General features: G+C 74.4%; 22 protein-coding genes, 1 tRNA gene and 1 pseudogene. 11 read left to right on the top strand and 13 right to left on the bottom strand.

Going from position 1 to position 22,291, the window contains the following annotated elements; translation table 11 throughout:
• Window positions 1-161 precede the first annotated feature (161 nt).
• The 5 genes and pseudogenes from BLW63_RS16025 to BLW63_RS16010 all read left to right on the top strand — a co-directional run bounded on the left by BLW63_RS16025 (window position 162) and on the right by BLW63_RS16010 (window position 3,452).
• Window positions 162-1,352, top strand: coding sequence for a S49 family peptidase (locus BLW63_RS16025; protein WP_139263583.1), 1,191 nt, complete (start codon window positions 162-164; stop codon window positions 1,350-1,352).
• A gap of 117 nt (window positions 1,353-1,469) precedes the next feature.
• A complete protein-coding gene (locus tag BLW63_RS16020) occupies window positions 1,470-1,964 on the top strand; it encodes a DUF1059 domain-containing protein (RefSeq protein WP_091158324.1) in 495 nt (164 codons plus the stop codon).
• A 64-nt stretch (window positions 1,965-2,028) separates the two neighbouring features.
• Window positions 2,029-2,562: a peptidylprolyl isomerase gene (locus BLW63_RS16015; protein ID WP_091158423.1), complete on the top strand. Its 534-nt coding sequence runs from the start codon at window positions 2,029-2,031 to the stop codon at window positions 2,560-2,562.
• Window positions 2,559-2,687 (top strand): annotated as a pseudogene (locus BLW63_RS28960) (hypothetical protein); the annotation flags it as partial. The gene BLW63_RS16015 and the pseudogene BLW63_RS28960, both read left to right, overlap by 4 nt.
• A 6-nt stretch (window positions 2,688-2,693) precedes the next feature.
• Window positions 2,694-3,452 (top strand): rhomboid family intramembrane serine protease, encoded by a 759-nt coding sequence (locus BLW63_RS16010; protein WP_091158323.1) that lies wholly within the window; start codon window positions 2,694-2,696, stop codon window positions 3,450-3,452.
• 174 nt (window positions 3,453-3,626) lie between these two features.
• On the opposite strand, the gene BLW63_RS16005 is transcribed toward BLW63_RS16010, so the two are convergent.
• Entirely contained in the window at window positions 3,627-4,034 is a 408-nt protein-coding gene (locus BLW63_RS16005; protein WP_091158322.1) for a PH domain-containing protein, read from the bottom strand.
• Window positions 4,035-4,311: 277 nt separating this feature from the next.
• Here BLW63_RS16005 and BLW63_RS16000 point away from each other — a divergent pair, with 277 nt between their 5' ends.
• A complete protein-coding gene (locus tag BLW63_RS16000; protein WP_091158321.1) occupies window positions 4,312-5,475 on the top strand; it encodes a thiolase family protein in 1,164 nt (387 codons plus the stop codon).
• A gap of 579 nt (window positions 5,476-6,054) precedes the next feature.
• Here the strand turns inward: BLW63_RS16000 and BLW63_RS15995 are convergent.
• Complete coding sequence (locus BLW63_RS15995; RefSeq protein ID WP_091158320.1) at window positions 6,055-6,327, bottom strand: cell division protein CrgA; 273 nt, start codon at window positions 6,325-6,327, stop codon at window positions 6,055-6,057.
• 68 nt (window positions 6,328-6,395) lie between these two features.
• Between BLW63_RS15995 and BLW63_RS15990 the strand changes: the two genes are divergently transcribed.
• Window positions 6,396-7,163, top strand: a complete 768-nt coding sequence (locus tag BLW63_RS15990; protein ID WP_091158319.1) for a DUF881 domain-containing protein — start codon at window positions 6,396-6,398, stop codon at window positions 7,161-7,163.
• A 71-nt stretch (window positions 7,164-7,234) separates the two neighbouring features.
• A complete protein-coding gene (locus tag BLW63_RS15985; protein ID WP_091158318.1) occupies window positions 7,235-7,891 on the top strand; it encodes an aminodeoxychorismate/anthranilate synthase component II in 657 nt (218 codons plus the stop codon).
• A 138-nt stretch (window positions 7,892-8,029) separates the two neighbouring features.
• Here BLW63_RS15985 and pknB read toward each other — a convergent pair whose 3' ends face one another.
• The 7 genes from pknB to BLW63_RS15950 form a co-directional block, all read right to left on the bottom strand.
• Entirely contained in the window at window positions 8,030-9,964 is a 1,935-nt protein-coding gene (gene pknB, locus BLW63_RS15980; RefSeq protein ID WP_091158317.1) for a Stk1 family PASTA domain-containing Ser/Thr kinase, read from the bottom strand.
• A gap of 127 nt (window positions 9,965-10,091) precedes the next feature.
• Window positions 10,092-11,894, bottom strand: coding sequence for a serine/threonine-protein kinase (locus BLW63_RS15975; protein WP_091158316.1), 1,803 nt, complete (start codon window positions 11,892-11,894; stop codon window positions 10,092-10,094).
• On the bottom strand, window positions 11,894-13,336 hold the full coding sequence (locus BLW63_RS15970) for a peptidoglycan D,D-transpeptidase FtsI family protein (protein WP_091158315.1): 1,443 nt from the start codon (window positions 13,334-13,336) through the stop codon (window positions 11,894-11,896). The genes BLW63_RS15975 and BLW63_RS15970 overlap by 1 nt, the downstream gene beginning before the upstream one ends.
• Entirely contained in the window at window positions 13,333-14,754 is a 1,422-nt protein-coding gene (locus tag BLW63_RS15965; RefSeq protein ID WP_170856804.1) for an FtsW/RodA/SpoVE family cell cycle protein, read from the bottom strand. Before BLW63_RS15965 ends, BLW63_RS15970 begins: the two co-directional genes overlap by 4 nt.
• The gene (locus BLW63_RS15960) at window positions 14,751-16,139 is read right to left on the bottom strand and encodes a PP2C family protein-serine/threonine phosphatase (RefSeq protein WP_091158314.1); all 1,389 of its coding nucleotides are present in this window, start codon (window positions 16,137-16,139) and stop codon (window positions 14,751-14,753) included. Before BLW63_RS15960 ends, BLW63_RS15965 begins: the two co-directional genes overlap by 4 nt.
• Window positions 16,140-16,167: 28 nt before the next feature.
• Complete coding sequence (locus BLW63_RS15955; RefSeq protein WP_091158313.1) at window positions 16,168-16,632, bottom strand: FHA domain-containing protein FhaB/FipA; 465 nt, start codon at window positions 16,630-16,632, stop codon at window positions 16,168-16,170.
• A 73-nt stretch (window positions 16,633-16,705) separates the two neighbouring features.
• Window positions 16,706-17,515, bottom strand: coding sequence for an FHA domain-containing protein (locus tag BLW63_RS15950; protein ID WP_091158312.1), 810 nt, complete (start codon window positions 17,513-17,515; stop codon window positions 16,706-16,708).
• Window positions 17,516-17,690: 175 nt separating this feature from the next.
• On the opposite strand from BLW63_RS15950, the gene BLW63_RS15945 reads away from it, so the two are divergent.
• Window positions 17,691-17,773 (top strand) — tRNA-Leu (locus tag BLW63_RS15945).
• A gap of 112 nt (window positions 17,774-17,885) precedes the next feature.
• Here the strand turns inward: BLW63_RS15945 and BLW63_RS15940 are convergent.
• The 4 genes from BLW63_RS15940 to BLW63_RS28780 form a co-directional block, all read right to left on the bottom strand.
• A complete protein-coding gene (locus BLW63_RS15940) occupies window positions 17,886-18,263 on the bottom strand; it encodes a nuclear transport factor 2 family protein (RefSeq protein ID WP_170856803.1) in 378 nt (125 codons plus the stop codon).
• A gap of 79 nt (window positions 18,264-18,342) precedes the next feature.
• On the bottom strand, window positions 18,343-18,789 hold the full coding sequence (locus BLW63_RS15935; RefSeq protein ID WP_091158309.1) for a DUF1707 SHOCT-like domain-containing protein: 447 nt from the start codon (window positions 18,787-18,789) through the stop codon (window positions 18,343-18,345).
• Window positions 18,790-18,857: 68 nt separating this feature from the next.
• A complete protein-coding gene (locus BLW63_RS28785; RefSeq protein ID WP_342028714.1) occupies window positions 18,858-19,679 on the bottom strand; it encodes an HNH endonuclease signature motif containing protein in 822 nt (273 codons plus the stop codon).
• A complete protein-coding gene (locus tag BLW63_RS28780) occupies window positions 19,610-20,359 on the bottom strand; it encodes a DUF222 domain-containing protein (RefSeq protein ID WP_342028713.1) in 750 nt (249 codons plus the stop codon). Before BLW63_RS28780 ends, BLW63_RS28785 begins: the two co-directional genes overlap by 70 nt.
• A 295-nt stretch (window positions 20,360-20,654) precedes the next feature.
• Here BLW63_RS28780 and BLW63_RS15925 point away from each other — a divergent pair, with 295 nt between their 5' ends.
• Both BLW63_RS15925 and BLW63_RS15920 read left to right on the top strand, forming a co-directional pair.
• Window positions 20,655-21,572 carry an aldose 1-epimerase family protein gene (locus BLW63_RS15925; RefSeq protein WP_091158308.1) on the top strand — a complete coding sequence of 306 codons (918 nt, stop codon included), beginning with the start codon at window positions 20,655-20,657 and terminating at the stop codon, window positions 21,570-21,572.
• A gap of 1 nt (window position 21,573) precedes the next feature.
• Window positions 21,574-22,290: an MOSC domain-containing protein gene (locus tag BLW63_RS15920; protein WP_091158307.1), complete on the top strand. Its 717-nt coding sequence runs from the start codon at window positions 21,574-21,576 to the stop codon at window positions 22,288-22,290.
• The last annotated feature ends 1 nt before the right edge of the window (window position 22,291 follow it).

Genomic DNA, 22,291 nt, shown 5'->3' with positions numbered 1-22,291 from the left:
GAGGGTCCGACCTGCGCTCCTGCCGGTCGGTGGGTACCCGTCCCCCTTCCCCGGTCGGCCCGGTCACGGGCTGCTGACGACGCGGCGCGGTGACTGTCCGTGGCCGATGTCCGTGGTTAGGGTCGCCGCTCCGCTGTCATGACATCCCGGGGGGCCCCGACGTGAGCACGCAGCTGCCACCACCCGATGCGCCGCCGCCGGCGACCCCGCCGCCGGCGGCGCGGCCGGTACCGGTGCCCTTGCCACCGCGGGTGTGGGGGCCCGGCTACTTCCGGCGCGGCTTCGCCGTCGGGCTGGGGGCGGCCCTGGGCGCCGGCTTGGCGCTGGGCGGGGTCGCCCTGGGGCTGACCGTGGTGATGGTGCTGGCCCTGGTCGGGCTGACCGCAGGGGCCGACAACAGCTCTCCTCCCGGGCCGCCGACCGAGACCGTGTGGGGCGCAGCGGGTGCCTCGGCGCGGCTGATCGCCGTCCCGGTCACCGGTGTCATCCTGGGCGGCGAGAGCGACGGTGTCACCTTCGGCGGTGCGACCTACGGCTACGACGTCGCCGACACCATCGACGCCCTGGAGGCCGAGGACGCCGACGGGCTGATCCTGGAGCTCAACACCCCCGGGGGGACGATCTACGGCTCCCGCGCCATCGCCGACGCCGTGGAGCGCTACCAGAAGCGGACCGGCAACCAGGTGATGGCCCACGTGCAGGGCATGTCGGCCTCGGGCGGGGTGTACGCCATGGCGGGGGCCGACCAGATCGTCGCCGACCACGGCAGCCTCGTCGGCAGCATCGGCGTGGTCATGGGCCCGTTCCAGCGGTTCCGCGACGTCACCGGCATCCCGGGCTCGCTGCTGGAGCCGGGCGTGACCACCGACGGCGGTGTCACCGAGGAGTACCTCTCCCGAGGCCGCGGCAAGGACCTCGGCAACCCCTACCGCGACATGACCGAAGAGGAGCGGGCCGTCCTGGGACGCGGCCTGGACCGGGAGTACGAGGCGTTCGTCGGGTGGGTGTCCCAGACCCGGGGCATCCCGCCGCAGACGATCGTCGACGAGCTGGGTGCCTTCGTCTTCGACGGCTACACCGCCGTGGACCGGGGCCTGGTCGACCGGGTCCTCGGCCGCGAGGAGGCCTACCGGTACGCCGCCGAGATGAACGGCGTCGACCCCGAGGACACCCGCGTGGACCGGATGGTGGCGCCGGGGTTCGTCGAGTCCCTCCTCGGCGCCGAGTGGCCGGTGGGCCCCTCCGGTGTCGGCGCGGTGGCAGGCGAGCCCGGGCGCAGCGTCGTGTGCACCGGCACCCCCCTGGTGCTCGCCTACCACGGGGAGCTCGCGGCCGCCTGCACCCCGCGCTGAGGCACCCGCGCGACCAGGACCTCCGGCACTGGACGCCGCTCCCTCCCTGCGCCACCGTCGCCCCGGCCACTGGCCCACCGGCCGGGCGGGCCGGGGCCTCGCGACGGAGGAGGAGCCGTGGCGCGCAAGAGCCTGGACTGCCGGACGATCCCCGGCGAGCGCAGCTGCACCGTGCAGATCTCCGGCGAGGAGGACGAGGTCCTCGAACTGGCGGTGGCGCACGCCGTCGCCGCGCACGGGCACACCGACGGCGCCGAGCTGCGGGAGGGGCTGCGGGCCGGGCTGCGGGACGAGGAGGGGCTCCTGGCCGAGCCTGGTTCCTTCCTGCAGCTCATCGAGTTCCACGCCCGCGACCTCGACGGCTTCGGCCGCATCGTGGAGGAGTGGCGGGAGCGGATGGGGCAGGAGACCACCATCCGCTGGGGCGTGGTCGCTGCCGACCGCCACCGCGCCGACACCTACGTCGAGATAGTCGCCTTCCCCGACCACACCTCGGCGATGCGCAACTCCGACCACCCGGTGACCGCGGACTTCGCCAAGCGGATGCAGGAGGTCACCGAAGGGGAGGCGTCCTACCGCGACCTCGACGTCGTCCGCGTGTTGCGGCCCTGACGCCGGCGCCCACCGGCCCGCTCCCCGTGCTCGCGGGGCGCGGACCAGTGGGAGAGTGGACGTCGTGACTGAAGCGACTCCTGCGCGCCGCGCCGTCCTGCACACCAACCACGGCGACATCACCGTCGACCTGTTCCCCGACCACGCTCCGAAGACGGTCGCGAACTTCGCCGACCTCGCCGAGGGCCGCCGGGAGTGGACCCACCCGCAGACCCGCGCGAAGACCACCGACCGCCTCTACGACGGCACCGTCTTCCACCGGATCATCGACGGCTTCATGATCCAGGGCGGTGACCCGCTGGGTCAGGGCATCGGCGGTCCGGGCTACCAGTTCGGCGACGAGATCCACCCCGAACTGGCCTTCACCAAGCCCTACCTGCTGGCGATGGCCAACGCCGGGCCCGGCACCAACGGCTCCCAGTTCTTCATCACCGTCGCGCCGACCACCTGGCTGACCGGCAAGCACACGATCTTCGGCGAGGTGGCCGACCAGGCCGGCCGGGACGTCGTCGACCGCATCGCCAAGGTGCGGACCGGCCGCGGCGACCGCCCCGTGGAGGACGTGGTGCTGCAGTCGGTCGAGGTGCAGCGCAGCTGACCACCAGCCCGGACGACGGGGGCGCCGGCCAGCCGCAGCCGGCGCCCCCGCCACCCACCTGCTACCGGCATCCGGACCGGCCGACCCGCATCGCGTGCACCCGGTGCGGCCGGCCGATCTGTCCGGAGTGCATGACCCCGGCCTCGGTCGGCTTCCAGTGCCCGGACGACGTCCGGGCCGGCAACGCCTCCGTGCGCCGTCCCCGCCAGGCCTCGTTCCTGCAGCGGGCCGGCCGGCGCTTCGGCGCGGTCACGGTCACCCTCATCGGGCTGAACCTCGCGGTGTTCGTCGCCACCGCGGTCTCCGCCGGCCTGGCCGGGTCCGACCCGCTCGACAACCAGCTCAGCCCGCTGTTCGTGCAGCTGGCGCAGATCCCCGTGCTCGTCGAGCTGGGTGAGGACTGGCGGCTGGTCACGGCGGCGTTCCTGCACATCGGCGTGCTGCACCTGGTGCTCAACATGCTCGCGCTGCTGGTCTTCGGCTCCGAGCTGGAACGCCAGCTGGGCCGGTGGCGCTACCTCGCCGTCTACCTGGTGTCGCTGCTCGGCGGTGCGGTGGCGCTGCAGCTGTTCGGTGAGCCCGGACGTCCCGTCGCGGGGGCCTCGGCCGCCATATACGGCCTGCTCGGCGGCCTCGCCGTCACCATGATCGCCCGTCGGGAGGACCTCCGCGGCCTGTTGACCCTGCTGGCGATCAACGTGCTGATCAGCTTCCTGCCCGGCGTCTCGCTGCTGGGGCACCTGGGCGGGCTGGTGGCCGGCTTCGCCGCCACCGGGGTGGTCGTGCTCGCCCGGCGCCGCACCGAGCTGCAGGTGTTGGGCCTGATGCTGCTGACGGCGGCGCTCGTGGTGGTCGCGCTGACCGTGTCCACCCTCGTCGTCCTCGGGTAAGGACCACCCTTCCCCCGTGAAGGACCCCTTGCCCCCGCCACTCGCAGGCTCGCGCCAGGCCCCGTCCAGAGGCTCGCCGCGAGCTTGCGAGTGGTGAGGGGGACGGGTCCTTGTGCCTGCAAGGGGGCCGTCGGGGCTCGGCGCGCGGCCCTGAAGGGTGGCCGTTCCGGTCCGTCACCAGGGCCGCAGGGCGGTCAGCGCCTGGGCGACCTCGCCCGGGTCGGCGCCCAGGTCCCGGCGGCCGAGCAGCACCAGCTCACCGTCGTCGTCCGGCCCGCCGGCGGTGTCCAGCTCCAGCAGCCGGGAGCGCAGCCCCCACCGGCGGCTCTCCCGCACCTGCACCCCCAGCCGCGCCCAGGGCAGCACCGTGGCGCCGGTCAGCCGGCGGACGACGACCCCGTCGGGCCCGGCGGCCAGCCGGGGGCGGAGCAGGCGGTCGCGGACGGCCAGGGCCAGCAGCAGGACGGCGGCCGCGCCGACCAGCACCCGGCCGAGCGGGTCCAGGAGCACCGTGGCTCCGCCCAGGACAGCGCCCACGCCCGCCAGGACCGCCGACTCCCCGGTGCGCGGCGACCACTCCACGCCGTGCAGCCTCCCAGGGGGAGGACCCCCTCGCCCCCGCCACTCGCAGGCCCGCGCCAGGCCCCGTCCAGAGGCTCGCCGCAGGCCCCGTCCAGAGGCTCGTCCCGAGCCTGCGAGGGATGAGGGGGACGGGGTCCTCCTCCGGTGAGCAGGACGGGGTCCTTGTGCCTGCAGGGGGCCGGCGAGCCTCTGGACGGGGCCAGGGGACGGGTGTGTGGACGTCCTACGATCGGCCCCACGGTGGGTGGAACGCCGCCCACGTCGACGAGGAGTGGTCATGCGAGATGCCGTCATCTGCGCCGCGGTGCGCACCCCGGTGGGCAAGCGGGGCGGTGGACTGTCCGGCGTGCACGCCGTCGACCTGTCGGCCACCGTGCTCGACGCCCTGGTGGAGCGGACCGGCATCGACCCGGCCGTGGTCGAGGACGTCTTCTGGGGCTGCGTGAGCCAGGTCGGCGAGCAGACGTTCAACATCGGCCGCAACGCCGTCCTGGCCGCGGGCTGGCCGGAGTCGGTGCCCGGGACGACGATCGACCGGCAGTGCGGGTCCTCGCAGCAGGCGGTCGCCTTCGCCGCCGCCACGGTGATCAGCGGCCAGGCCGACGTCGTGGTCGCCGGCGGCGTCGAGTCGATGAGCCGGGTGCCGATGGGCTCGACGTACGCCCAGGCCATCGGGGCGGGGGCGCCGCTGGGCCCGCGCTTCCTCGAGCGCTACGACGGGGTCTTCCCCAACCAGGGCACGGGTGCGGAGATGATCGCCGAGCGCTGGGGCTTCTCCCGCACCCAGCTCGACGAGTACTCCCTCGCCTCGCACGAGAAGGCGGCCAAGGCCCAGGCCGACGGCGCCTTCGAGGAGGAGATCGTCTCCGTGACCACGCCCGACGGCACGGTGGTCGGCGCCGACGAGGGGATCCGCCCCGGCGGCACGGTGGAGAAGCTGGGGTCGCTGAAGACCCCGTTCAAGGCCGACGGCGTCATCAGCGCCGGCAACGCCAGCCAGATCTCCGACGGGTCGGCCGCCCTGCTGGTCACCACCTCGGAGAGGGCCCGCGAGCTCGGCCTGCGCCCGCTGGTGCGCATCCACACGACGGTCATGGCCGGCGACGACCCGGTCGTCATGCTGACCGCCCCCATCCCGGCCACGCACAAGGTGCTGCAGCGCTCGGGCCTGTCCGTCGACGACATCGGCGTCTTCGAGGTCAACGAGGCCTTCGCACCGGTGCCGCTGGCCTGGCGGGTGGAGACCGGGGCGGACGCCGACCGGCTCAACCCCCGGGGCGGCGCGATCGCGCTGGGCCACCCGCTGGGCGGGTCGGGCGCCCGCATCATGACCACGCTCGTCCACAGCATGCTCGCCACCGGCACCCGCTACGGCCTCCAGACGATGTGCGAGGGCGGGGGGATGGCCAACGCGACCGTCCTGGAGCTCCTGCCGCAGTAGTCCACAGTCCCCCCGGACGACGGCCCCCGGTCCCGCGTGGACCGGGGGCCGTCGCCGTCCGCGGGGACGGCGCCGGTGGAGGAGCGGATTCGCCGTGGTCAGGCCGCGTGTCGCGCTACCACAGCGCGAGCCGGACGGCGAGCGCGGGGCCGTCCGCCGGCTGCCGCCATGTCGACTCGTCCACAGCTGTGTGCACAGCTGGGGATGGACTTGCACCGCTGTAGTTACCCGGCCGCCCTTCTCGTCACATCTGTCCCACTCGTGGTGGAACCGCAGGTCAGCGGCGTGTGGTCGAACAGGCGTTCTCCACACGTCGTGGACAACCCTGGGGGTTGAGCGCTTTGTCGACCTGTGGACAGCGCCGGCCGGCTGTGCACAGCGCGGCCTGTGTACAGCACTGTGCGTATCCGGGCGGTCACAAGTGAACGGCCCCCGTCCCGGGTGGGACGGGGGCCGCGGAGGATGCTCACCGGCCCTGCTTCAGGGGCCCGCCGCGGGCCTTGGCCCGAGGCTCGCCCCGAGCTCGCGAGGGCTGAGGAGGACGGGGTCCTTCACCGGTGGGGGCAGCAGGTCCTGTCTTCAGCGCCAGCGCATCGACATGACCAGGCCGGCCACCATGAGGCCGAAGCCGATCAGGAAGTTCCCGGCGTTCAGGCCGGACATGACCGGGATCCGGTCACCCGCGACGTAGAACACGACGATCCACAGCAGCCCCAGCAGCATGAGGGTGACCATGAGCGGGGCGTACCAGCGCGGGCTGGGCTGGACGGCCCGCGCGCTCGCCGTCCCCGACTGCAGGGTGCCCTGCGGCGGCGTGTAGACCGACTTCTTGCGCACCTTGGACTTCGGCACCGATGGACTCCCTCCGGGGCCGGTCCGTCGCGACCGGCCGTGACGGTTCCCCAGCCTAAGCTGCGGGTGTGGCCACAGCCCGCACCCTGCGCCTGCGGATGACCCGTGGGGGTACCGCCTGGGCCGCCCTCGTGCCCGTGGTGGCGCTGGCCGCGGGGCTGCTGTTCGCCACCTCCAGCCAGACCGCGCAGGGCACCGACCTCCGCGGCGGGGAGGCCACCGAGCTGTCCGCCCTCATCCCCGCCCGGGAGGAGGCCGTCGCCTCGCAGGAGGAGCAGCTGGAGGCGCTGCAGGCGCAGGTGCAGGCCCTCACCGACCAGGCGGCGTCCCGCGACGGCGACGTGGCGGCCGCCCGCGACGCCGGGGACGCCGGGGCCCTCTCGGCGGGTCTGGTGGCCCTCACCGGCCTGGGTGTGCAGATTACCCTGGACGACGCCCCGCGGCGGCCCGACGGCTCGCTGCCCATGGGCGCCCGGCCCGACGACGTCGTCATCCACCAGTCCGACGTGCAGGCCGTCGTGAACGCCGTGTGGGCCGCCGGCGCGGACGCAGTGGCGATCATGGACCAGCGGCTCATCGCGACCAGCGCCGTCCGCTGCGTCGGCAACGTGCTGCTGCTGCACGGCCGCACCTGGTCCCCGCCGTTCGTGGTCACCGCCATCGGGGACGTCGACGCGATCCGCGCCCAGCTGGCCGCGTCGCCGCAGGTCCAGGTGTTCCAGCAGGCGGTCGAGGACTTCGGGCTGGGCTTCGCCGTCCAGCAGCGCGGGGAGCTCACGCTGCCGGCCTACGAGGGCCCGCCGGCCATGGAGTACGCCACAGCGGCTGCCGGTTAGGCCCCGTGCAGGGTCCCGCTGTGAGCTTGCGAGCAGTGGGGGGCACGGGGTCCTTTTGGTAGACAGGGGGCGTGAGCCGTCCCGTCCTCGTCGTCGACAACTTCGACAGCTTCGTCTACAACCTGGTCCAGTACCTGGGCCAGCTGGGCGTCGAGTGCGTCGTCCGCCGCAACGACGCCGTCACCGTCGACGAGCTGCCCGACCTCGACGTGGCCGGGGTGCTGCTCTCCCCGGGGCCGGGGACGCCGACCGACGCGGGCGTGACCGTGCCGATGGTGCGGGCCGCCGCGGAGGCGGGCACGCCGGTCCTGGGCGTCTGCCTGGGCCACCAGGCGATCGGCGAGGCGTTCGGCGCGGAGGTCGTCCGCGCGCCCGAGCTGCTGCACGGCAAGACCAGCCAGGTGGTGCACGAGGGCGCCGGCGTGCTGGCCGGGCTGCCCTCGCCGTTCACCGCCACCCGGTACCACTCGCTGGCCGTCGACCGCGACACCGTGCCCGCCGAGCTGGAGGTCACCGGGACGACGCCCTCGGGCATCGTGATGGCGCTGCGGCACCGCGAGCTGCCCATCGAGGGCGTGCAGTTCCACCCCGAGTCGGTGCTCACCGAGGGCGGCCACCGGATGCTCGCCACCTGGCTGGAGGCCTGTGGCCTGGCGCCCGACCCGGCCGTCGTCGAGGCGGCCGGCGCCGCGGCCCACCGGCTGACCACGGTCGCCACGACGGGCTGAAGAGGACCCCGTCCTCCCCACCCCTCGCACGCTCGGGGCGGGCCCCTGGACGGGGCCGGGACGATGCAGGGCCCTTCCCCCGGTGCGGGAAGGGCCCTCCTCCCCATTGCGGGGAAGGGTCCTGCCCTCGTCCTGCCGCTAGTCCTCGATGCCCGGGTCACCGCCAGGGGTGGGTGCTTCAGGCACCTGGATCACCAGCAGGATGCGGTCGTTCGCATCGGCCCGGCTCTCGGCAGGCGGGTCGGTGCCCACGATCGCGGTCGCCGATGACGGGTCGGCTTCGTTCCCGGCGGTGTCGACCACGCCGACATTCGTGAAGCCGGCCGCCCTGAGTGCGCTGACGGCCGCCGCGGCAGACGGCTGGTTCGTCACGACCGGCACGGTCGGCCGCGGGTCCTCGGCCGGGCCGCTGGAGACCTGCAGCGTGATCGGGTCGTCCGCGGAGGCCTGCTCGCCGGGGGAGGGGTCAGTCCCGATGACGGTGCCCTCGGGCTGCGGGGACTCGACCTGCTCGGGCGTGACGTTGGTGAACCCCGCGCTCCGCAGCTCCTGGGTGGCGGCGGCCTGCTGCTGGCCGGTGACGTCGGGCACCTCGGCGTCGCCGTCGGACACCTGCAGCGTCACGGTGGTGCTCGGGTCGACCGACTGGCCCTCACCGGGGCTGACGTCGACGACCTGGTCGGCGGGGGAGAGGGAGTCGATCTCCTCGGTCTGCACATCCGAGAAGCCCGCGTTCCCCAGCGTCGTCTCGGCGCGGTCGACGTCCAGCCCGACGACGGCCGGGACCTCGACCGTGTCCGGTCCGACGCCGACGGCCAGGTCGACGGCGGTCCCCTCGGCCACCTGGGTGCCGCTGGACGGGTCGGTGCCCAGCACGGTGCCCTCCTGGGACACGTCCTGGGTGACCTGCTGGGTCACCTCGCCGACGGTCAGCCCGGCGGCCTCGAGATTCTGGGTCGCCGTCGCTTGGTCCTGCCCCGCGACGTTCGGCACGCTCACCTGCGTCGCCGTGGGTTCGGCCGCGGGCTCGTCGTCGCCGGAGTTGACCAGCAGCGCCACGGCGACGACGCCGCCGATGATCAGCAGGCTGGCGATCACCGCGGCGATGACGCGGTTGCGCCGGCGCTTGCCGTCGTCCTCGTCGTCCCAGTCGCCGTCGCCGTACCCGCCGGGCGGGGCACCGATGATGGCGGTCTTCTCGGCGTCGCCCATCACCGGCGTGGCCTCGACCCGCTGGCCGGCGAGCGACCGCAGCAGGTCGTTGCGCATCTCCGCGGCCGACTGGTAGCGGTTGGCCGGGTTCTTGCTCAGCGCCTTGAGCAGGATGGCGTCGAGGTCCGCGGGGATCCCCGGGTTGACCGACGACGGCAGCCTCGGGTCCTCGCGGACGTGCTGGTAGGCCACCGAGACCGGGGAGTCGCCGGTGAACGGCGGGGCGCCCGTGACCAGCTCGTAGAGGAGGCAGCCGACCGAGTAGACGTCCGAGCGGGCGTCGACGCTCTCGCCGCGGGCCTGCTCGGGGGAGAGGTACTGGGCGGTCCCTATCACCGCGGCGGTGGAGGTCATGGTGGCCGCGGAGTCCGACACCGCGCGGGCGATGCCGAAGTCCATGACCTTGACCGTGCCCTCGGGCGTGATCATCACGTTGCCGGGCTTGACGTCGCGGTGCACGATGCCGTTGCGGTGGCTGAAGTCCAGGGCGGCGCAGATGTCGGCCGCGAAGGTCATCGCCCGCTCCGGGGAGAGCACGCCCTCCCGGCGCAGCACGTCGCGCAGGGTCTCGCCCTCGACGTACTCCATGACGATGTACGGCGTCGCGCCGCTCGACGAGCGGTCCTCACCGGTGTCGTAGACGGCGACGATCGCCGGGTGGTTCAGCGAGGCCGCGGCCTGCGCCTCTCGGCGGAAGCGGACCTGGAAGGAGGGGTCGCGGGCGAGGTCGCTGCGGAGCACCTTGACTGCCACCTCGCGGCCGAGGCGCAGGTCGCGGCCGCGGTGCACCTCGGCCATGCCGCCGCGGCCGAGCACCCCGCCGATCTCGTAGCGCTCGCCGAGCACTGGAGGCGTGGTCATCGGAGGTCCTCTCGGGCGGTGCAGTCCTGCGTCCGGGCGCGGCCCGGCCGAGCGCAGCGGACGGGCGGGCCGCCGGGCAGCGTAACCGCCGCGGCCGGCCGGACCTGGGCGGCGCGAGGGAGGACGGTCACCCGGCCGGGTCCGTGTCCAGCTGCCCCGCTGCCTGGCCCGGGTCCTCGTCCGGACCCCGGCCGGCGCCGCCACCCGCACCGTCGGGGACCGGCGCACCCGGTTGGGGCTCGGGCGCCGGCGTGCCGGGCGCTGCGTCCTCCTCGTCCTCGTCGGCGGGCCGGCTCGGCGTCGTGGCGGTGGAGGCAGACGTGCTCGGCGCAGGCGCGGGCGCGGACGAGGTCGTCGCGTTGCCACGCGAGGTGTTCGGGGCCGGGGCGGTCGTCTGCGGCGGGGCCTGGGTGGTCTGCTGGGCCGGGGGCTCGTCCGTGGTGCCGGGGTCCTCGTCCCCCGTGCCGGGCGCGAAGTCGTCGGCGGCGTAGTAGAGCGTGACGGTGGAGCCCAGCGCCACGTCCTGGGCGAACGGGTCGGTGGTGACGACGTCGCCCGCGTCCAGCGCCTGGCCCAGCTCGGCCAGCTGCGCGGCGGTGGCCTCCTCCGTCACGACCTGGAGTCCATCGTCGGTGAGGGCCTGCTCGATGTCGTCGACGGGCTCGCCGACGTAGCCGGCGCTGTCGACGAACACGGTCTCGGCGGCCGGGTCCGAGGTGGCGCGCGCCGAGGTGGTGGGGGCGGCGTCGTCGTTCGTCGCGGCGTCGTCGCCGCGGGTCAGGGCCCACACCCCGCCACCCAGCAGCGCGAGCAGCAGCAGCCCGGCGACCAGCCACACCCAGGGCCCGCGACGGCGGTCGTCGTCCGGAGGCGGTGCGGCGTACCGGCTGTCCTCGTCGTCGTCGCTGGTACGGCGCAGCGGTGGCATCGCGCCCGCCGACGTGCGCGCGCCGGTCACGGCGGCTCCGCCGGCGGAGGCGGCACCCAGCACCTGGGTGCGGGAGTCGGCGAGGTCGTCGACGACCTCGGTCTGCGCGGTGCCCGCCCCCTGCGGGTACGGCGGGGTCGTGGCGGCCCCGGCGGCGGGGGCGAGGCCGTTGCCGGAGGCCACCGACCGGACCGCGGCGGCGAAGGCGGCGCCGTCGGCGAAGCGGTCGGCCGGGTCCTTGGCGAGGGCGCGCTCGATGAGCAGCCGCACGGCCGGCGGGACGTTGGCCGGCAGCGGCGGCGGCGGGCGGTTGATGTGTGCCAGCGCGACGGCCACCTGCGACGTCCCGTCGAAGGGCCGGCCGCCGGTCAGGCACTCGTAGCCGACGACGCCGAGGGAGTACACGTCGGAGGCGGCGGTGACCTCGAAGCCCTGCGCCTGCTCGGGGGAGAGGTACTGGGCGGTGCCCACGACCATGCCGGTGCGGGTCAGCGGTGTGGCGTCGCGGGCGCGCGCGATGCCGAAGTCGGTCAGCTTCACCACGCCGTCGGGGCGCACGATGAGGTTGCCCGGCTTGATGTCGCGGTGGACGACGCCGGCGTGGTGGGCCGCCGAGAGCCCGTCGGCCGCCTGGCCGAGCACGTGCAGCGTCCAGTCGACCGGGAGCTTGCCCTCCTCGTGGAGGATCGTGACCAGCGGCTTGCCCTCGACCAGCTCCATGACGAGGAAGGCCAGCTGGCTGCCGCGCTCGTCTAGGGTCTCGCCGTAGTCGTAGACCGACGCGATGTTGGGGTGGGAGAGCGCCGCCGTGTGCCGCGCCTCGTTGCGGAAGCGGGCCACGAAGCTCGGGTCGCCGGTGAACTCGCTGCGGAGCACCTTGGCGGCGACCTCGCGGTCGAGGACGCGGTCCCGCGCCCGCCACACCTCGCCCATACCGCCGGTGGCGATGGGTGCGGTGATCTCGTAGCGGCCGGCGAGGATCGTCCCGGTCGACAGTGTCATCAGCCGCCCTGCCCGTCGAGGTAGGCCTGCATGACGTCCCGGGCGATGGGGGCGGAGACGTCGCCGCCCGTGCCGCCGCCGTTGGCCACGAAGACCGCCACGGCGATCTGCGGGTCGTCGGCGGGGGCGAACCCGATGAACCAGTTGTGATCGGGCCCGGCGTTCTCCGCCGTCCCCGTCTTGCCGGCGACCGTGACGCCGGGGATCCGGGCCCGGCGACCGCTGCCGTTCTCCACGACGCTGGTCATCATCTCGGTCAGCTGGTCGGCGACCTCGGCCGAGACCGGCTCGCTGAGCTCCTCGGGGTCGGTCTGGTCGATGACCGACAGGTCGGGCGCGCGCACCTGGTCGACGAGGTAGGGGCTCATCAGCGTCCCGTCGTTGGCCACCGCGGAGGCGATCATCGCCGCCTGCAGCGGGGTGAGCTGCACGTCCTGCTGGCCGATCGAGCTGACCCCGAGCTGGGCGTCGTTCTCGATCTCGCCGAGGGTGCTGTCCGCGACGGTCAGCGGGATGTCGAAGCCCTCGCCGTCGATGCCGAACGCCTCGGCCATCTGCCGCACGCGGTCCTCGCCGAGGTCGATGCCCAGCTGGGCGAAGGCGGTGTTGCAGGAGACGGTCAGGGCGTCCAGCAGGCTCTGCCGGCCGCTCGGGTCGCACGCCGAGCCGCCGAAGTTCTCCAGCGGCGTCGAGGTGCCCGGCAGGACCAGCTCCTGAGGGGCCGGGATGACGGTGTCGGACGTGTACTGGCCGTCGGCCAGCGCAGCGGCCGACACGACCACCTTGAAGATCGAGCCGGGTGAGTAGCGCGCGTCGATCGCCCGGTTCAGCCGCGGGTCGATCTCCAGCGCCTCGAGCCCTTCGGCGTACTCGCGGATCGCGGCCGGTTCGTGGCTGGAGAGCTGGTTCGGGTCGTACGTCGGGGTGCTCGCCAGGCCGAGCACCGCCCCGGTCGAGGGGTCCAGGGCGACGACCGCGCCGGTGACCCCCTCGAGCCCGGCCATCGCCGTCTCCTGCACCGCGGTGTCCAGGGTCAGGACGACGTCGCCGCCGGAGGGGTCCCGCCCGGTGAACAGGTCGGCCAGCCGCCGGGTGAACAGCCGGGCGTCGTCGCCGGAGAGCACGTCGTCGGCGGCCCGCTCCAACTGCCAGTTGCCGTACACCAGGGAGTAGTAGCCGGTGACCGGGGCGTACACCGGGCCGTTCGCGTACTGCCGGAGGTAGGTCAGCTGGTCGTCGGTCGGGACCGAGTTGGCGACCTCGGTACCGCCGACGACCATCGAGCCCCGCTCGCTGTCGTACTCCTCGACGAGCACGCGGGTGTTGCGGCCGTCGGAGCGCAGCTCGTCGGAGCGGACGACCTGGATGACGTTGACGTTGACGATCAGCAGCGTGAAGAGCACGAGCACGCTGATCGCGACACGGCGCAGCGGGGCGTTCACGTCTGCACCACCTCGGTCGGGGCGTCACCGAGCGCGGGTTTGGGCGGGCCGGTGGGGGCGGCCGGGCGGCGGGCGGCGTCGCTGATCCGCACCAGGAGGGCGACCAGCACGAAGTTGGCCACCAGCGACGAGCCGCCGTAGGCGAGGAACGGCGTGGTCAGGCCGGTCAGCGGCAGCAGGCCGGTGACCCCGCCGAGGACGACGAAGACCTGCCAGGCGATCGCGAAGGCCAGGCCCGCGGCCAGCAGCTTGCCGAACGCGTCCCGGCAGATCAGCGAGGTGCGCAGCCCGCGCTCGACGAGCACCAGGTAGACGATGATCACCGCGACCAGGCCGAACAGGCCCAGCTCCTCACCGACCGCGGCGGCGATGAAGTCGCTCTTAGCGACCGGGACCTGGTCGGGGCGGCCGCCGCCCAGCCCGGCGCCGAACAGCCCGCCGGTGCCCAGGCCGAACAGCGCCTGCGCCACCTGGAAGCCGGAGCCGTCGTAGTACGCGAAGGGGTCCAACCAGGAGTCCACGCGCTGCTGCACGTGGCCGAAGATCTGGTACGCGACGAGCGCGCCAGCGGCGAACAGGCCCAGGCCGATGAGCAGCCAGCTGGCCCGCTCGGTGGCCACGTAGAGCATCACTACGAAGATGCCGAACAGCAGCAGCGAGCTGCCCAGGTCGCGCTCGAAGACGAGCACCAGGATCGACAGCATCCAGGCGACCAGCACCGGGCCGAGGTCGCGTCCCCGCGGCAGTTCCAGGCCCATCACCCGGCGGCTGGCCAGCGCCAGGACGTCCCGCTTGTCGACCAGGTAGGCGGCGAAGAACACGGTCAGGCAGATCTTGGCGAACTCGCCCGGCTGGATGCTGAAGCCGGCCACCCGGATCCAGATCTTCGCGCCGTTGACCTCCGAGAGGGACGACGGCAGCACCGCCGGGATCGCCAGCAGCACCAGGCCCACGAGAGCCAGCGTGTAGGCGAACCGGGACAGCAGCCGGTGGTCGCGCAGCACCAGCAGCACGCCGACGAACAGGACCATGCCCAGCGTGGCCCACACCAGCTGGATCGGGGCGTCCTCCCGGCTGACCGAGCTGCCGGCCTGCTGGGCGGCCAGGTCGAGCCGGTGGATGAACGACAGCCCGAGGCCGACCAGCAGGGCGACCGAGGGCAGCAGCAGCGGGTCGGCGTAGGGCGCCCACCGGCGGACGACGAGGTGGGCGACGGCCCACAGGGCGGTGAACCACAGCCCGAAGGTGGCCAGCTCCGCGGTCAGCGAACCGGTGACGGTGAGGTCGACGATCGCCTGCGCGACCAGCGTGATGACGACGGCGAAGCCGAGCAGCGCCAGCTCGGTGTTGCGGCGCTTGGGCGGGGTCGCCGTCCCCGGCGCCGCGGCGCGCGGGTCGGTCGTCGGGCCGGCCGTCACTCCTCCTCCCGGCAGTCCACCCCGGGCTCCGGCGTCGCCGTGGCGCGCTGCGACGTCGGCGCGGGGGTCGTCGGCTCGGGCGGGGTGGGTGCGGCGTCGGTCGGCGCCGCACCGTCCGGCGCCGGCGTGGGGGCCGGTGCCGTGGTCGGCGCGGGCGGCTCGGGCTCCTCCTCGCCGCTCGGGCACAGCGGCAGCCGCTGCTCGCGCAGCATGGAGACGATGCGCTCGGCGTGCTCGCCGTCGGTGGCGTCGATGCCGCGCTGCACCTTGCTGGCGGCCGCCGGCGTGAGGTCGGCGACGGGCAGGTCGGTGACGTCGGCGACCCGGTTGAGGTCCATGCCCAGCAGCGAGGTGTCCAGGCCCCGGAAGACGGTCACGCGCACGCCGTCCGCGTTGTCCTGCACGCCGACGAACCAGTTGGACAGCACCCACAGGTAGGCGCCCACGGCGGCGGCGCCCAGCAGGACGACGGTGGCCAGCGCCCCGAGCAGCCGGCGCCGGCGGCGGCCCGGCGGCGGCGCGACCGCCACCGGCGCGGCGGAGGCGGGGGGCTCCGGCCGGGGGTCGGCCAGCGCGGCCCGCCCGGCGGCCGAGCGGGGGTCGACCGCGCGCTGACCAACGTTGTCGCCCGCGGCGCCGTCGACCACCGGGTCCATCAGCGCGCCGCCGTTGTCCTCGACGACGTCGGCCACGATGACGGTGATGTTGTCCGGTCCGCCGCTGCGCAGCGCCAGCTCGACGAGCCGGTCGGCGGTCGACTGCGGGTCGGGGTCCTGCAGGGCCTCGGCGAGGGTCTCCTCGCTGACCACCCCGGACAGGCCGTCGGAGCAGAGCAGGTAGCGGTCGCCGGCGCGCGCCTCCCGCATCGACAGGTCGGGGTCGACGTCCTGCCCGTTGAGCGCGCGCAGCAGCAGCGAGCGTTGCGGGTGGTGGTTGGCCTCCTCGGGCGTGATGCGCCCGTCGTCGATCAGCGTCTGGACGAACGTGTCGTCGTGGGTGATCTGCTGCAGGACGCCGTCGCGCAGCAGGTAGGCGCGCGAGTCGCCGACGTGGCACAGCGCCAGCCGGCCGCCGGCGAACAGGACGGCGGTGAGCGTGGTGCCCATGCCCTCCAGCTGCGGGGACTCGCGGATCACCTCGCGCAGGTGCTCGCTGCCGTCGAACACCGCCTCGCGCAGCGCCTGCAGCATGTCGCCGGAGGGCGCGTCGTCGTCCAGGTGCTCCAGCGCCGCGATGACGACCTTGCTGGCGACGTCGCCGGCCGCGTGGCCACCCATGCCGTCGGCGACGGCGAGCAGCCGGGGCCCGGCGTACACCGAGTCCTGGTTGTTGCCGCGGACCAGGCCGCGGTCGGACCGGGCCGCGTAGCGCAGCGCGAGGCTCATCGAGGCCGGCTCCCCGGCGTGCGGCGGGTCACGAGCGCAGCTCCAGCGCGGTCTGCCCGATGCGGATCGGCTGGCCCGGCGCGACGAGCAGCGGGCCCTGGACGCGCTGCTGGTCGAGGTAGGTGCCGTTGGTCGAGCCGAGGTCCTCGACGTACCACTGGCCGCTGCGGTTGGTCAGCCGCGCGTGCCGGGAGCTGGCGAAGTCGTCGGTGAGCACCAGGGTCGAGTCGTCGGCGCGGCCGATGAGGATCGGCTGGTCACCCAGCGTGATCTTCGTGCCGGTGAGCGGGCCGGCGGTGACGACGAGGGTCTTGGGGGCGCCGCGCGCCTTCTTCTTGGCCGGCGCGGCCGCGCGCGGCGGCACCGAGGCCACCCGCCCGGCGCGGCCGCCGAACAGGTCGGCGCGCACCACCCGGAACGCGGCGAAGATGAACAGCCACAACAGCAGCAGGAAGCCGAAGCGGAAGATCTGCAGGACGATCTCGGCCGTCACGCGTCCGCCTCGCCGGCGCTCGTCGGCCGCGGGCCGGGGCGTGCTCTGCTCATGCGTGACCTCGCGAGCCCGGTCACGTCCCGTCCTGCCGGTAGACCAGCACCGAGTGGCCGATGCGGATGACGTCGCCGTCGGCGAGCGGCTGGCGGGTGATCCGCCGGCCGTTGACGAGGGTGCCGTTGGTCGAGCCGAGGTCCTCGGCGATCGCCGTCCCGCTGTCCAGGACGACGTCGACGTGCTTGCGGCTGACCCCGGTGTCGGGGAGCCGGATGTCGGCGTCGGTGCCGCGGCCGATGACGTTGCGCCCGGTGGTCAGCTCGTGCCGCGTGCCCGGGCCGTCGACCAGGAGGACGTGGGTGACCCCGGGCCGGCTGCCGGCGCGCCCGACCATCGTCGAGGGCGACTGCCGGCCGGTGTCGGTGGCCATGCGGCCCTGCAGCGGGGGCAGCGGGGGGACGGCGCCGCTGCGCGGGCCGACCGGCTCCTCGATGCGCGGGCCCGGCTTCGCCGACGGGTCGGCGACATGCGAGCTGACCTCGAACACACCTGTGGGCAGTTCGTCGTCGCGCTCCAGCCGCACCTGGACGGCGTCGAAGACCTGGTAGCCCTCGCCCTGGATGTGCTCGGTGACCATGTCGGCGAGCTGCGTGGCCAGCTGCTCCGACCACTCGGCGAGGTGGTCGTAGTCGGTGCGGCCCAGTCGGACGTCGTAGATGTTCGGCGCGAGGACGCGGCCCTCGCCCATCACCGCACGCTGCTCGTCGGCCTCGCGGGTGAGGGCCTTGGCGATCTCGGCGGGGTGGACCTTGCCCTTGAAGATCCGGGCGAAGGCCAGTCCGACCATGCCCTCCAGCCGCCGCTCGAAGCGCTGCAGCACACCCACAGTCGCTCCCTTGCACTCGCGCGGTCGTCCGGTCTGCCACCGATGATCGTAGCCGTCCACGGAGCGGCCAGCCGGGGACCGACTCACGTCCCAGGGTGGGTGCCGGGCCCGCCGGGACGACGACCGACCCCTCCCTGGGCCCCGCGCGGGGGGCTGCTACTGTCGGTTCTCGCCAGGGCAAGTGGCGGAATGGCAGACGCGCACGGTTCAGGTCCGTGTGTCCGAAAGGACGTGGGGGTTCAACTCCCCCCTTGCCCACAGGCGCGGCGAGGGCCCCGGGGAGATCTCCCCGGGGCCCTCGCCGTCGTCGGTGGCCCCCATGAGGGTCCCCCCCCGCGAGCCTGCGAGCGGTAGGGGCAGGGGTCCTTCTTCAGGCGGTGCCGCCGCGCTCCTGGAGGAAGGCGGCGCTGTCGTAGTAGGTCCGGACGCCGGTCAGGCGTTCCTCGTCGCCCTGGATGACGGTCACCCCGCGGTAACGGAACGGCTTGCCGCTGCGCAGGGTGCCGGTCGAGGTCCACTCCAGCGCGGCGCTGTCCTCGCCGACGACGGTGTGGGTGAAGGTGGTCTCCAGGTCGCCGAAGACGTTGCGGTAGTCCTCCCAGAAGGTCGTCGCGCCGTCCTTGCCGCTGGTCTGGTGGTGCTCGTCGAGCTTGACCAGCTCGGCGTCGTCCCCCGTGAGGTCCACCATGGGCTGGACGTCGCGGTCGCTGTCGATCCGGTGCAGCGCATCGGTGAAGCGTTCGGTCATGGAGTGCATCGGTCCCCCGGTCCTCCGGCGTGTGTGGTCGGCATCGGTGTACCCACTCCAGGGACCGTCACCCGCGCCGTCAGGTCAGCCGGCGCCGGTCGTCGTCGCGGCGGCCCCGGCCGATGGTCTGGGCCAGCAGCACCGCGCCCCAGGGGCCGATCACCCAGACCGGCCAGGGGTACTGCAGCTCGCCCGAGCCAATGACGGTGGCGACCCAGACGGCGAGCACGATCACGGCGGTCACGGCCCAGTTCCGCCAGGCCGCCGCGCGGGACGGACCGCCGCTCCAGCCGCACGCCGGGACACCGTGGACGGCGCCGAACGGGGCCGGCGCGGGCTGCGGGGCCGGTCGCGGCAGGTCGGCGGTGAGCGTCTCGAGCTCGCCGTAGGTGCGCGCGGCATAGGCGCGGGCGAGCCGCTCGTCGTACTCGGCGACGGTGAGCCGTCCGGCGCTCATCTGCTCGCCGAGCTGGGCGGCCACGGCGACGCGGTCGGCGTCGGCGGCGCGCAGGTGCGGCTCGGGCATCGGGATGGCCTCCTCGGGTCGGGGCTCCAGTCTTCCGCGGGGGCGGTCCCGGGCGGTACTGACGGACGTCACGGGTTCCACGTGGAACGCGTCAGTACGGTCGGGCGGTGCTCCCTGCGCAGCTGGCGCTCTCGGCCCGGGACGACGCTGACGACGCCGACTACTCGCTGTTCTACGAGGGGGTGCTCGATCCGGCCGGAGCCCCATGGCCCCGTTCCACCACTCCGTCGCGGCGCGGCCGACCGTCCCCTCGACATGACGGCAGCCGGCAGCCGGCCGGTGCCCGCAGAAGGCGTCGGTCGGCTGCCGGCGCTGGTGCTGCCGGGGTCGTGGTGTGGCGGTCGGTCAGGCGGCGGTGACCAGTGGCGGGCCGGTGCGGCCGGGTCCGATGAGGTCTCGGTGCCGTCGGGTCGCCGGGTGCGCCAGCGGCCGTCGGGTTGTCGTTGCAGGCGGAAGCCGTGGTGGACCTTGGTGTGGTGCTGTTCGCACAGCAGCGCGGCGTTGGCCAGGTCGGTCGCGCCGCCGTCTATCCAGGCCAGCAGATGATGCACGTCGCACCACCAGGTGGGTGCCCCGCAGCCGGCGAACACGCAGCCCCCGTCCCGGACCTCCGCGGCGCGGCGGACGTGCGCCGGAAACAGCCGCAGCGTGCGGCCGTGCTCGAGTGGCACCCCGTCGGGGCCCACCACGATGCGTTTGACCTGCCCGTCGCAGGCCAGCCAGCGAGCCCGCGCCGCGGAGACCTGAGCGCCGAACCCCATGGCCGCCGTACCGCGGCCGACCGCGGGGTCGGCCAGGTCGTCGCGGGCGACCTTCACGATTACCTTGGGCTTGTGGCCGCGCAGCGTGGGCAGGCCCCCGGCGGCCAACTGGTTGTCGCACAGCTGCACGAGGGCATCGGCCGACTGCTGGCTCTCGTCCGGTCGTCGCCGGCGGCCCGGCCGGCCTGCACCAGAGACTCCAGCGCGGTCTGCAGCTTCTCCCCACCCACCGGGTCCAGCTCGGACCGGCCGGACAGCGACCCGTCGGCGTGCGTGGTGAGCACCAGCCGGCGGCCCTCGGTCGGATCGGGCTCCGGGCCGTCGGCGTCGAGCCGGTCGAGGTAGTGGTGCACCGCCTGCGCGGTGTCGGCATACGGGTGGGAGGTCGCGACGCCGGTCAGCAGCCCGTCCACCACGGCCAGGTCCACACCCTGCTCCGCGGCGGCCGCGCGGTGCTCGGACTCGGCCACCCGCGCGATTACCCCGGCCTGCCCGCCGGTGACCTGCCCGGCGGCGAACGCCGCCGCCAGGCCCGGCAGGTGGGCCAGCGCCCGCCCGGTGCGCACCACCCGCGCCGCCTCTGCGTCGGCCAGGTGGGCGTGCCCGCGCAGCCAGGAGGTCATGGTCGTGAGCCCGTCGACCTCCGGTGCGCCGGACAGCTCGGCCTCGCGCACGGTGCGGGCGACCTCGGCGGCCAGCCGGTTCTGCGCGGCCAGCAGCGGGCGCAGCCGGTCGAGCAGCGCCGGGCCGAACAGCGGCGCCAGGTCTTCGGCGGCGAGCGCGTCGAGTGCGGCGGTCAGCTCGTCCACGACACCTCCCCGCCGGATCGATCAGTTGTTCGAAGCATAGCCGATCCGCCGATGCCCCACCACCTGAATCCGCAGGTCATGCGCTCGTCCACAGATGTGGCGGAGGCCTTGACGCAGGCAAAACAGCAGTCGTGAGCGAGGCGTCGACGGGCCGAGGGACAGCACGGGCCAACCGTCCGAGCGCGAGGGTGGAGGACTCCCCGAGCGAGGTGCGCGGGCCACCCGCGAGTCGACGAGGAGCCGTCGTCCCGGGAGGTGGCCGCCGGCTTCGCCCCGGTGTGGTGGGCTGGAGCCCATGAGCGCTGCCTGGCCCGCGACCGAGCCCACCGAGGTCGAGATCACCGCCGGCGACGCGCGGCTGGCGGTCGACCTGCGCGGTGGCGCCGTGCGGACGCTGACCGCGGGCGGCCGCGAGCTGCTCGACGGCTACCCCGCGGGCACGGTGCCCGGCGCCAGCCGTGGCCGGGTGCTGTTGCCCTGGCCCAACCGGATCCGCGACGGCCGCTGGAGCTGGGGCGGCCGGGACCTGCAGCTGGAGCTGGCCGGCCCGGACAAGCCCACAGCGATGCACGGCCTGGTCGGCTGGCAGCCCTGGAGCGTCCTGGAGAGCGGCGACGACGCGGTCACCGTCGGCACCGTCGTCGAGGCCCGGTCCGGCTACCCGTTCCGGCTGGCTGCGGCGATCGACCACACCCTCGAGCCCGGGCGGCTCACCGTGACGATGCGGGTCCGCAACGCCGGTGCCGAGCCCGCTCCCTTCGGTGCCGGCTTCCACCCGTACCTCGCCGTCGGCGCGCAGGAGGACGGCGGCATCGCCGACGCCGAGCTCGAGCTGCCCGTCCACACCGAGCTGGTGGTGGACGACGCCGGGCTCCCGACGGGGGAGCGGCGTCCCTTCGACGGTGCGATCGGCCGGATCGGCGACCGCGGCCTCGACACCCCGGTCACCGACCTCGACCGCGACGCCGACGGCTGGGCCCGGGTGCGGCTGCGCAGCGCGGCGCTGGGCACGCTCGAGCTCGCCGCCGACGGGTCGTGGCCGTGGCTGCAGGTCTTCACCGGCGACACGCTCAAGCCCGGGCAGCGCCGGCGCAGCGTGGCCGTCGAGCCGATGACCTGCCCGCCGAACGCGCTCGCCGACCACGTCGACCTCGTCGTCCTCGAGCCGGGCGCGGACTGGTCGGGCACCTGGACGCTGGGCTGGGAGGCCTGACGTGCGGGTCGCCGAGCTGTGGCGCTATCCGGTCAAGTCGCTGCAGGGCGAGCGGCTGACCCGCGCGGAGGTCGGCCCGGAAGGCCTCGCCGGCGACCGGCAGTGGGCGCTGTTCGACACCGCGACCGGCTACGGCCTCACCGCCCGGCGGCTGCCCGACCTGCTGTTCCTCACCGGGCGGCTGCGCGCCGACGGCCGCGCGGAGGTCGTGCTGCCGGACGGGTCGGTCACCGCGGACGACGCGGTGCTGTCCGGCCGGCTGGGGCGCCCGGTGGCGCTGCGGGCCGCGGCCGAGGCGACCGGCGAGCGGCTGTACGAGAACCCCGACGAGGTCGGTGAGGCCGGCGAGTACGACTGGGACGCGTTCCCCGGCGCCCGCGGGGCCTTCCACGACAGCTCCCGCACCCGCGTCTCGCTGGTCTCCACCGGCACGCTGGGCAGCTGGGACCGTCGGCGGTTCCGCGCCAACGTCGTCCTCGACGGGGCGGGGGAGGACGCGCTGGTCGGGCGGCGGGTGCGGCTGGGCGGCGCGGAGCTGGACGTCGTCAAGCAGGTGGACCGCTGCGTCATGGTCACCCGCCCGCAGCCCGGCGGGGTCGGCCGCGACACCGGCGTCCTCAAGACCATCCACCGCGAGCGGGACGGGTTCCTGGCGGTCGGCGCGCTGGTCACCCGGCCGGGCACCGTCGTGGTCGGCGACGAGCTGAGCGGGTGGTGAG

This window comes from Geodermatophilus africanus, from assembly GCF_900107105.1.
GTDB classification, from domain to species: Bacteria; Actinomycetota; Actinomycetes; order Mycobacteriales; family Geodermatophilaceae; genus Geodermatophilus; species Geodermatophilus africanus.
The sequence above is the reverse complement of the archived record's forward strand: the minus strand, read 5'-3'. Positions and strand labels throughout refer to the sequence as shown.

Bases quoted from the DNA above. Each gene is read 5' to 3' on its own strand.
- pknB (WP_091158317.1), bottom strand. From the start codon at position 9,964: ATGACCACGCCTCCAGTGCTCGGCGAGCGCTACGAGATCGGCGGGGTG.
- BLW63_RS15975 (WP_091158316.1), bottom strand. From the start codon at position 11,894: ATGACACTGTCGACCGGGACGATCCTCGCCGGCCGCTACGAGATCACC.
- BLW63_RS15960 (WP_091158314.1), bottom strand. From the start codon at position 16,139: ATGAGCCTCGCGCTGCGCTACGCGGCCCGGTCCGACCGCGGCCTGGTC.
- BLW63_RS15940 (WP_170856803.1), bottom strand. From the start codon at position 18,263: ATGACCGAACGCTTCACCGATGCGCTGCACCGGATCGACAGCGACCGC.
- BLW63_RS15935 (WP_091158309.1), bottom strand. From the start codon at position 18,789: ATGCCCGAGCCGCACCTGCGCGCCGCCGACGCCGACCGCGTCGCCGTG.
- BLW63_RS16000 (WP_091158321.1), top strand. From the start codon at position 4,312: ATGCGAGATGCCGTCATCTGCGCCGCGGTGCGCACCCCGGTGGGCAAG.
- BLW63_RS15925 (WP_091158308.1), top strand. From the start codon at position 20,655: ATGAGCGCTGCCTGGCCCGCGACCGAGCCCACCGAGGTCGAGATCACC.
- BLW63_RS16010 (WP_091158323.1), top strand. From the start codon at position 2,694: ATGACCCCGGCCTCGGTCGGCTTCCAGTGCCCGGACGACGTCCGGGCC.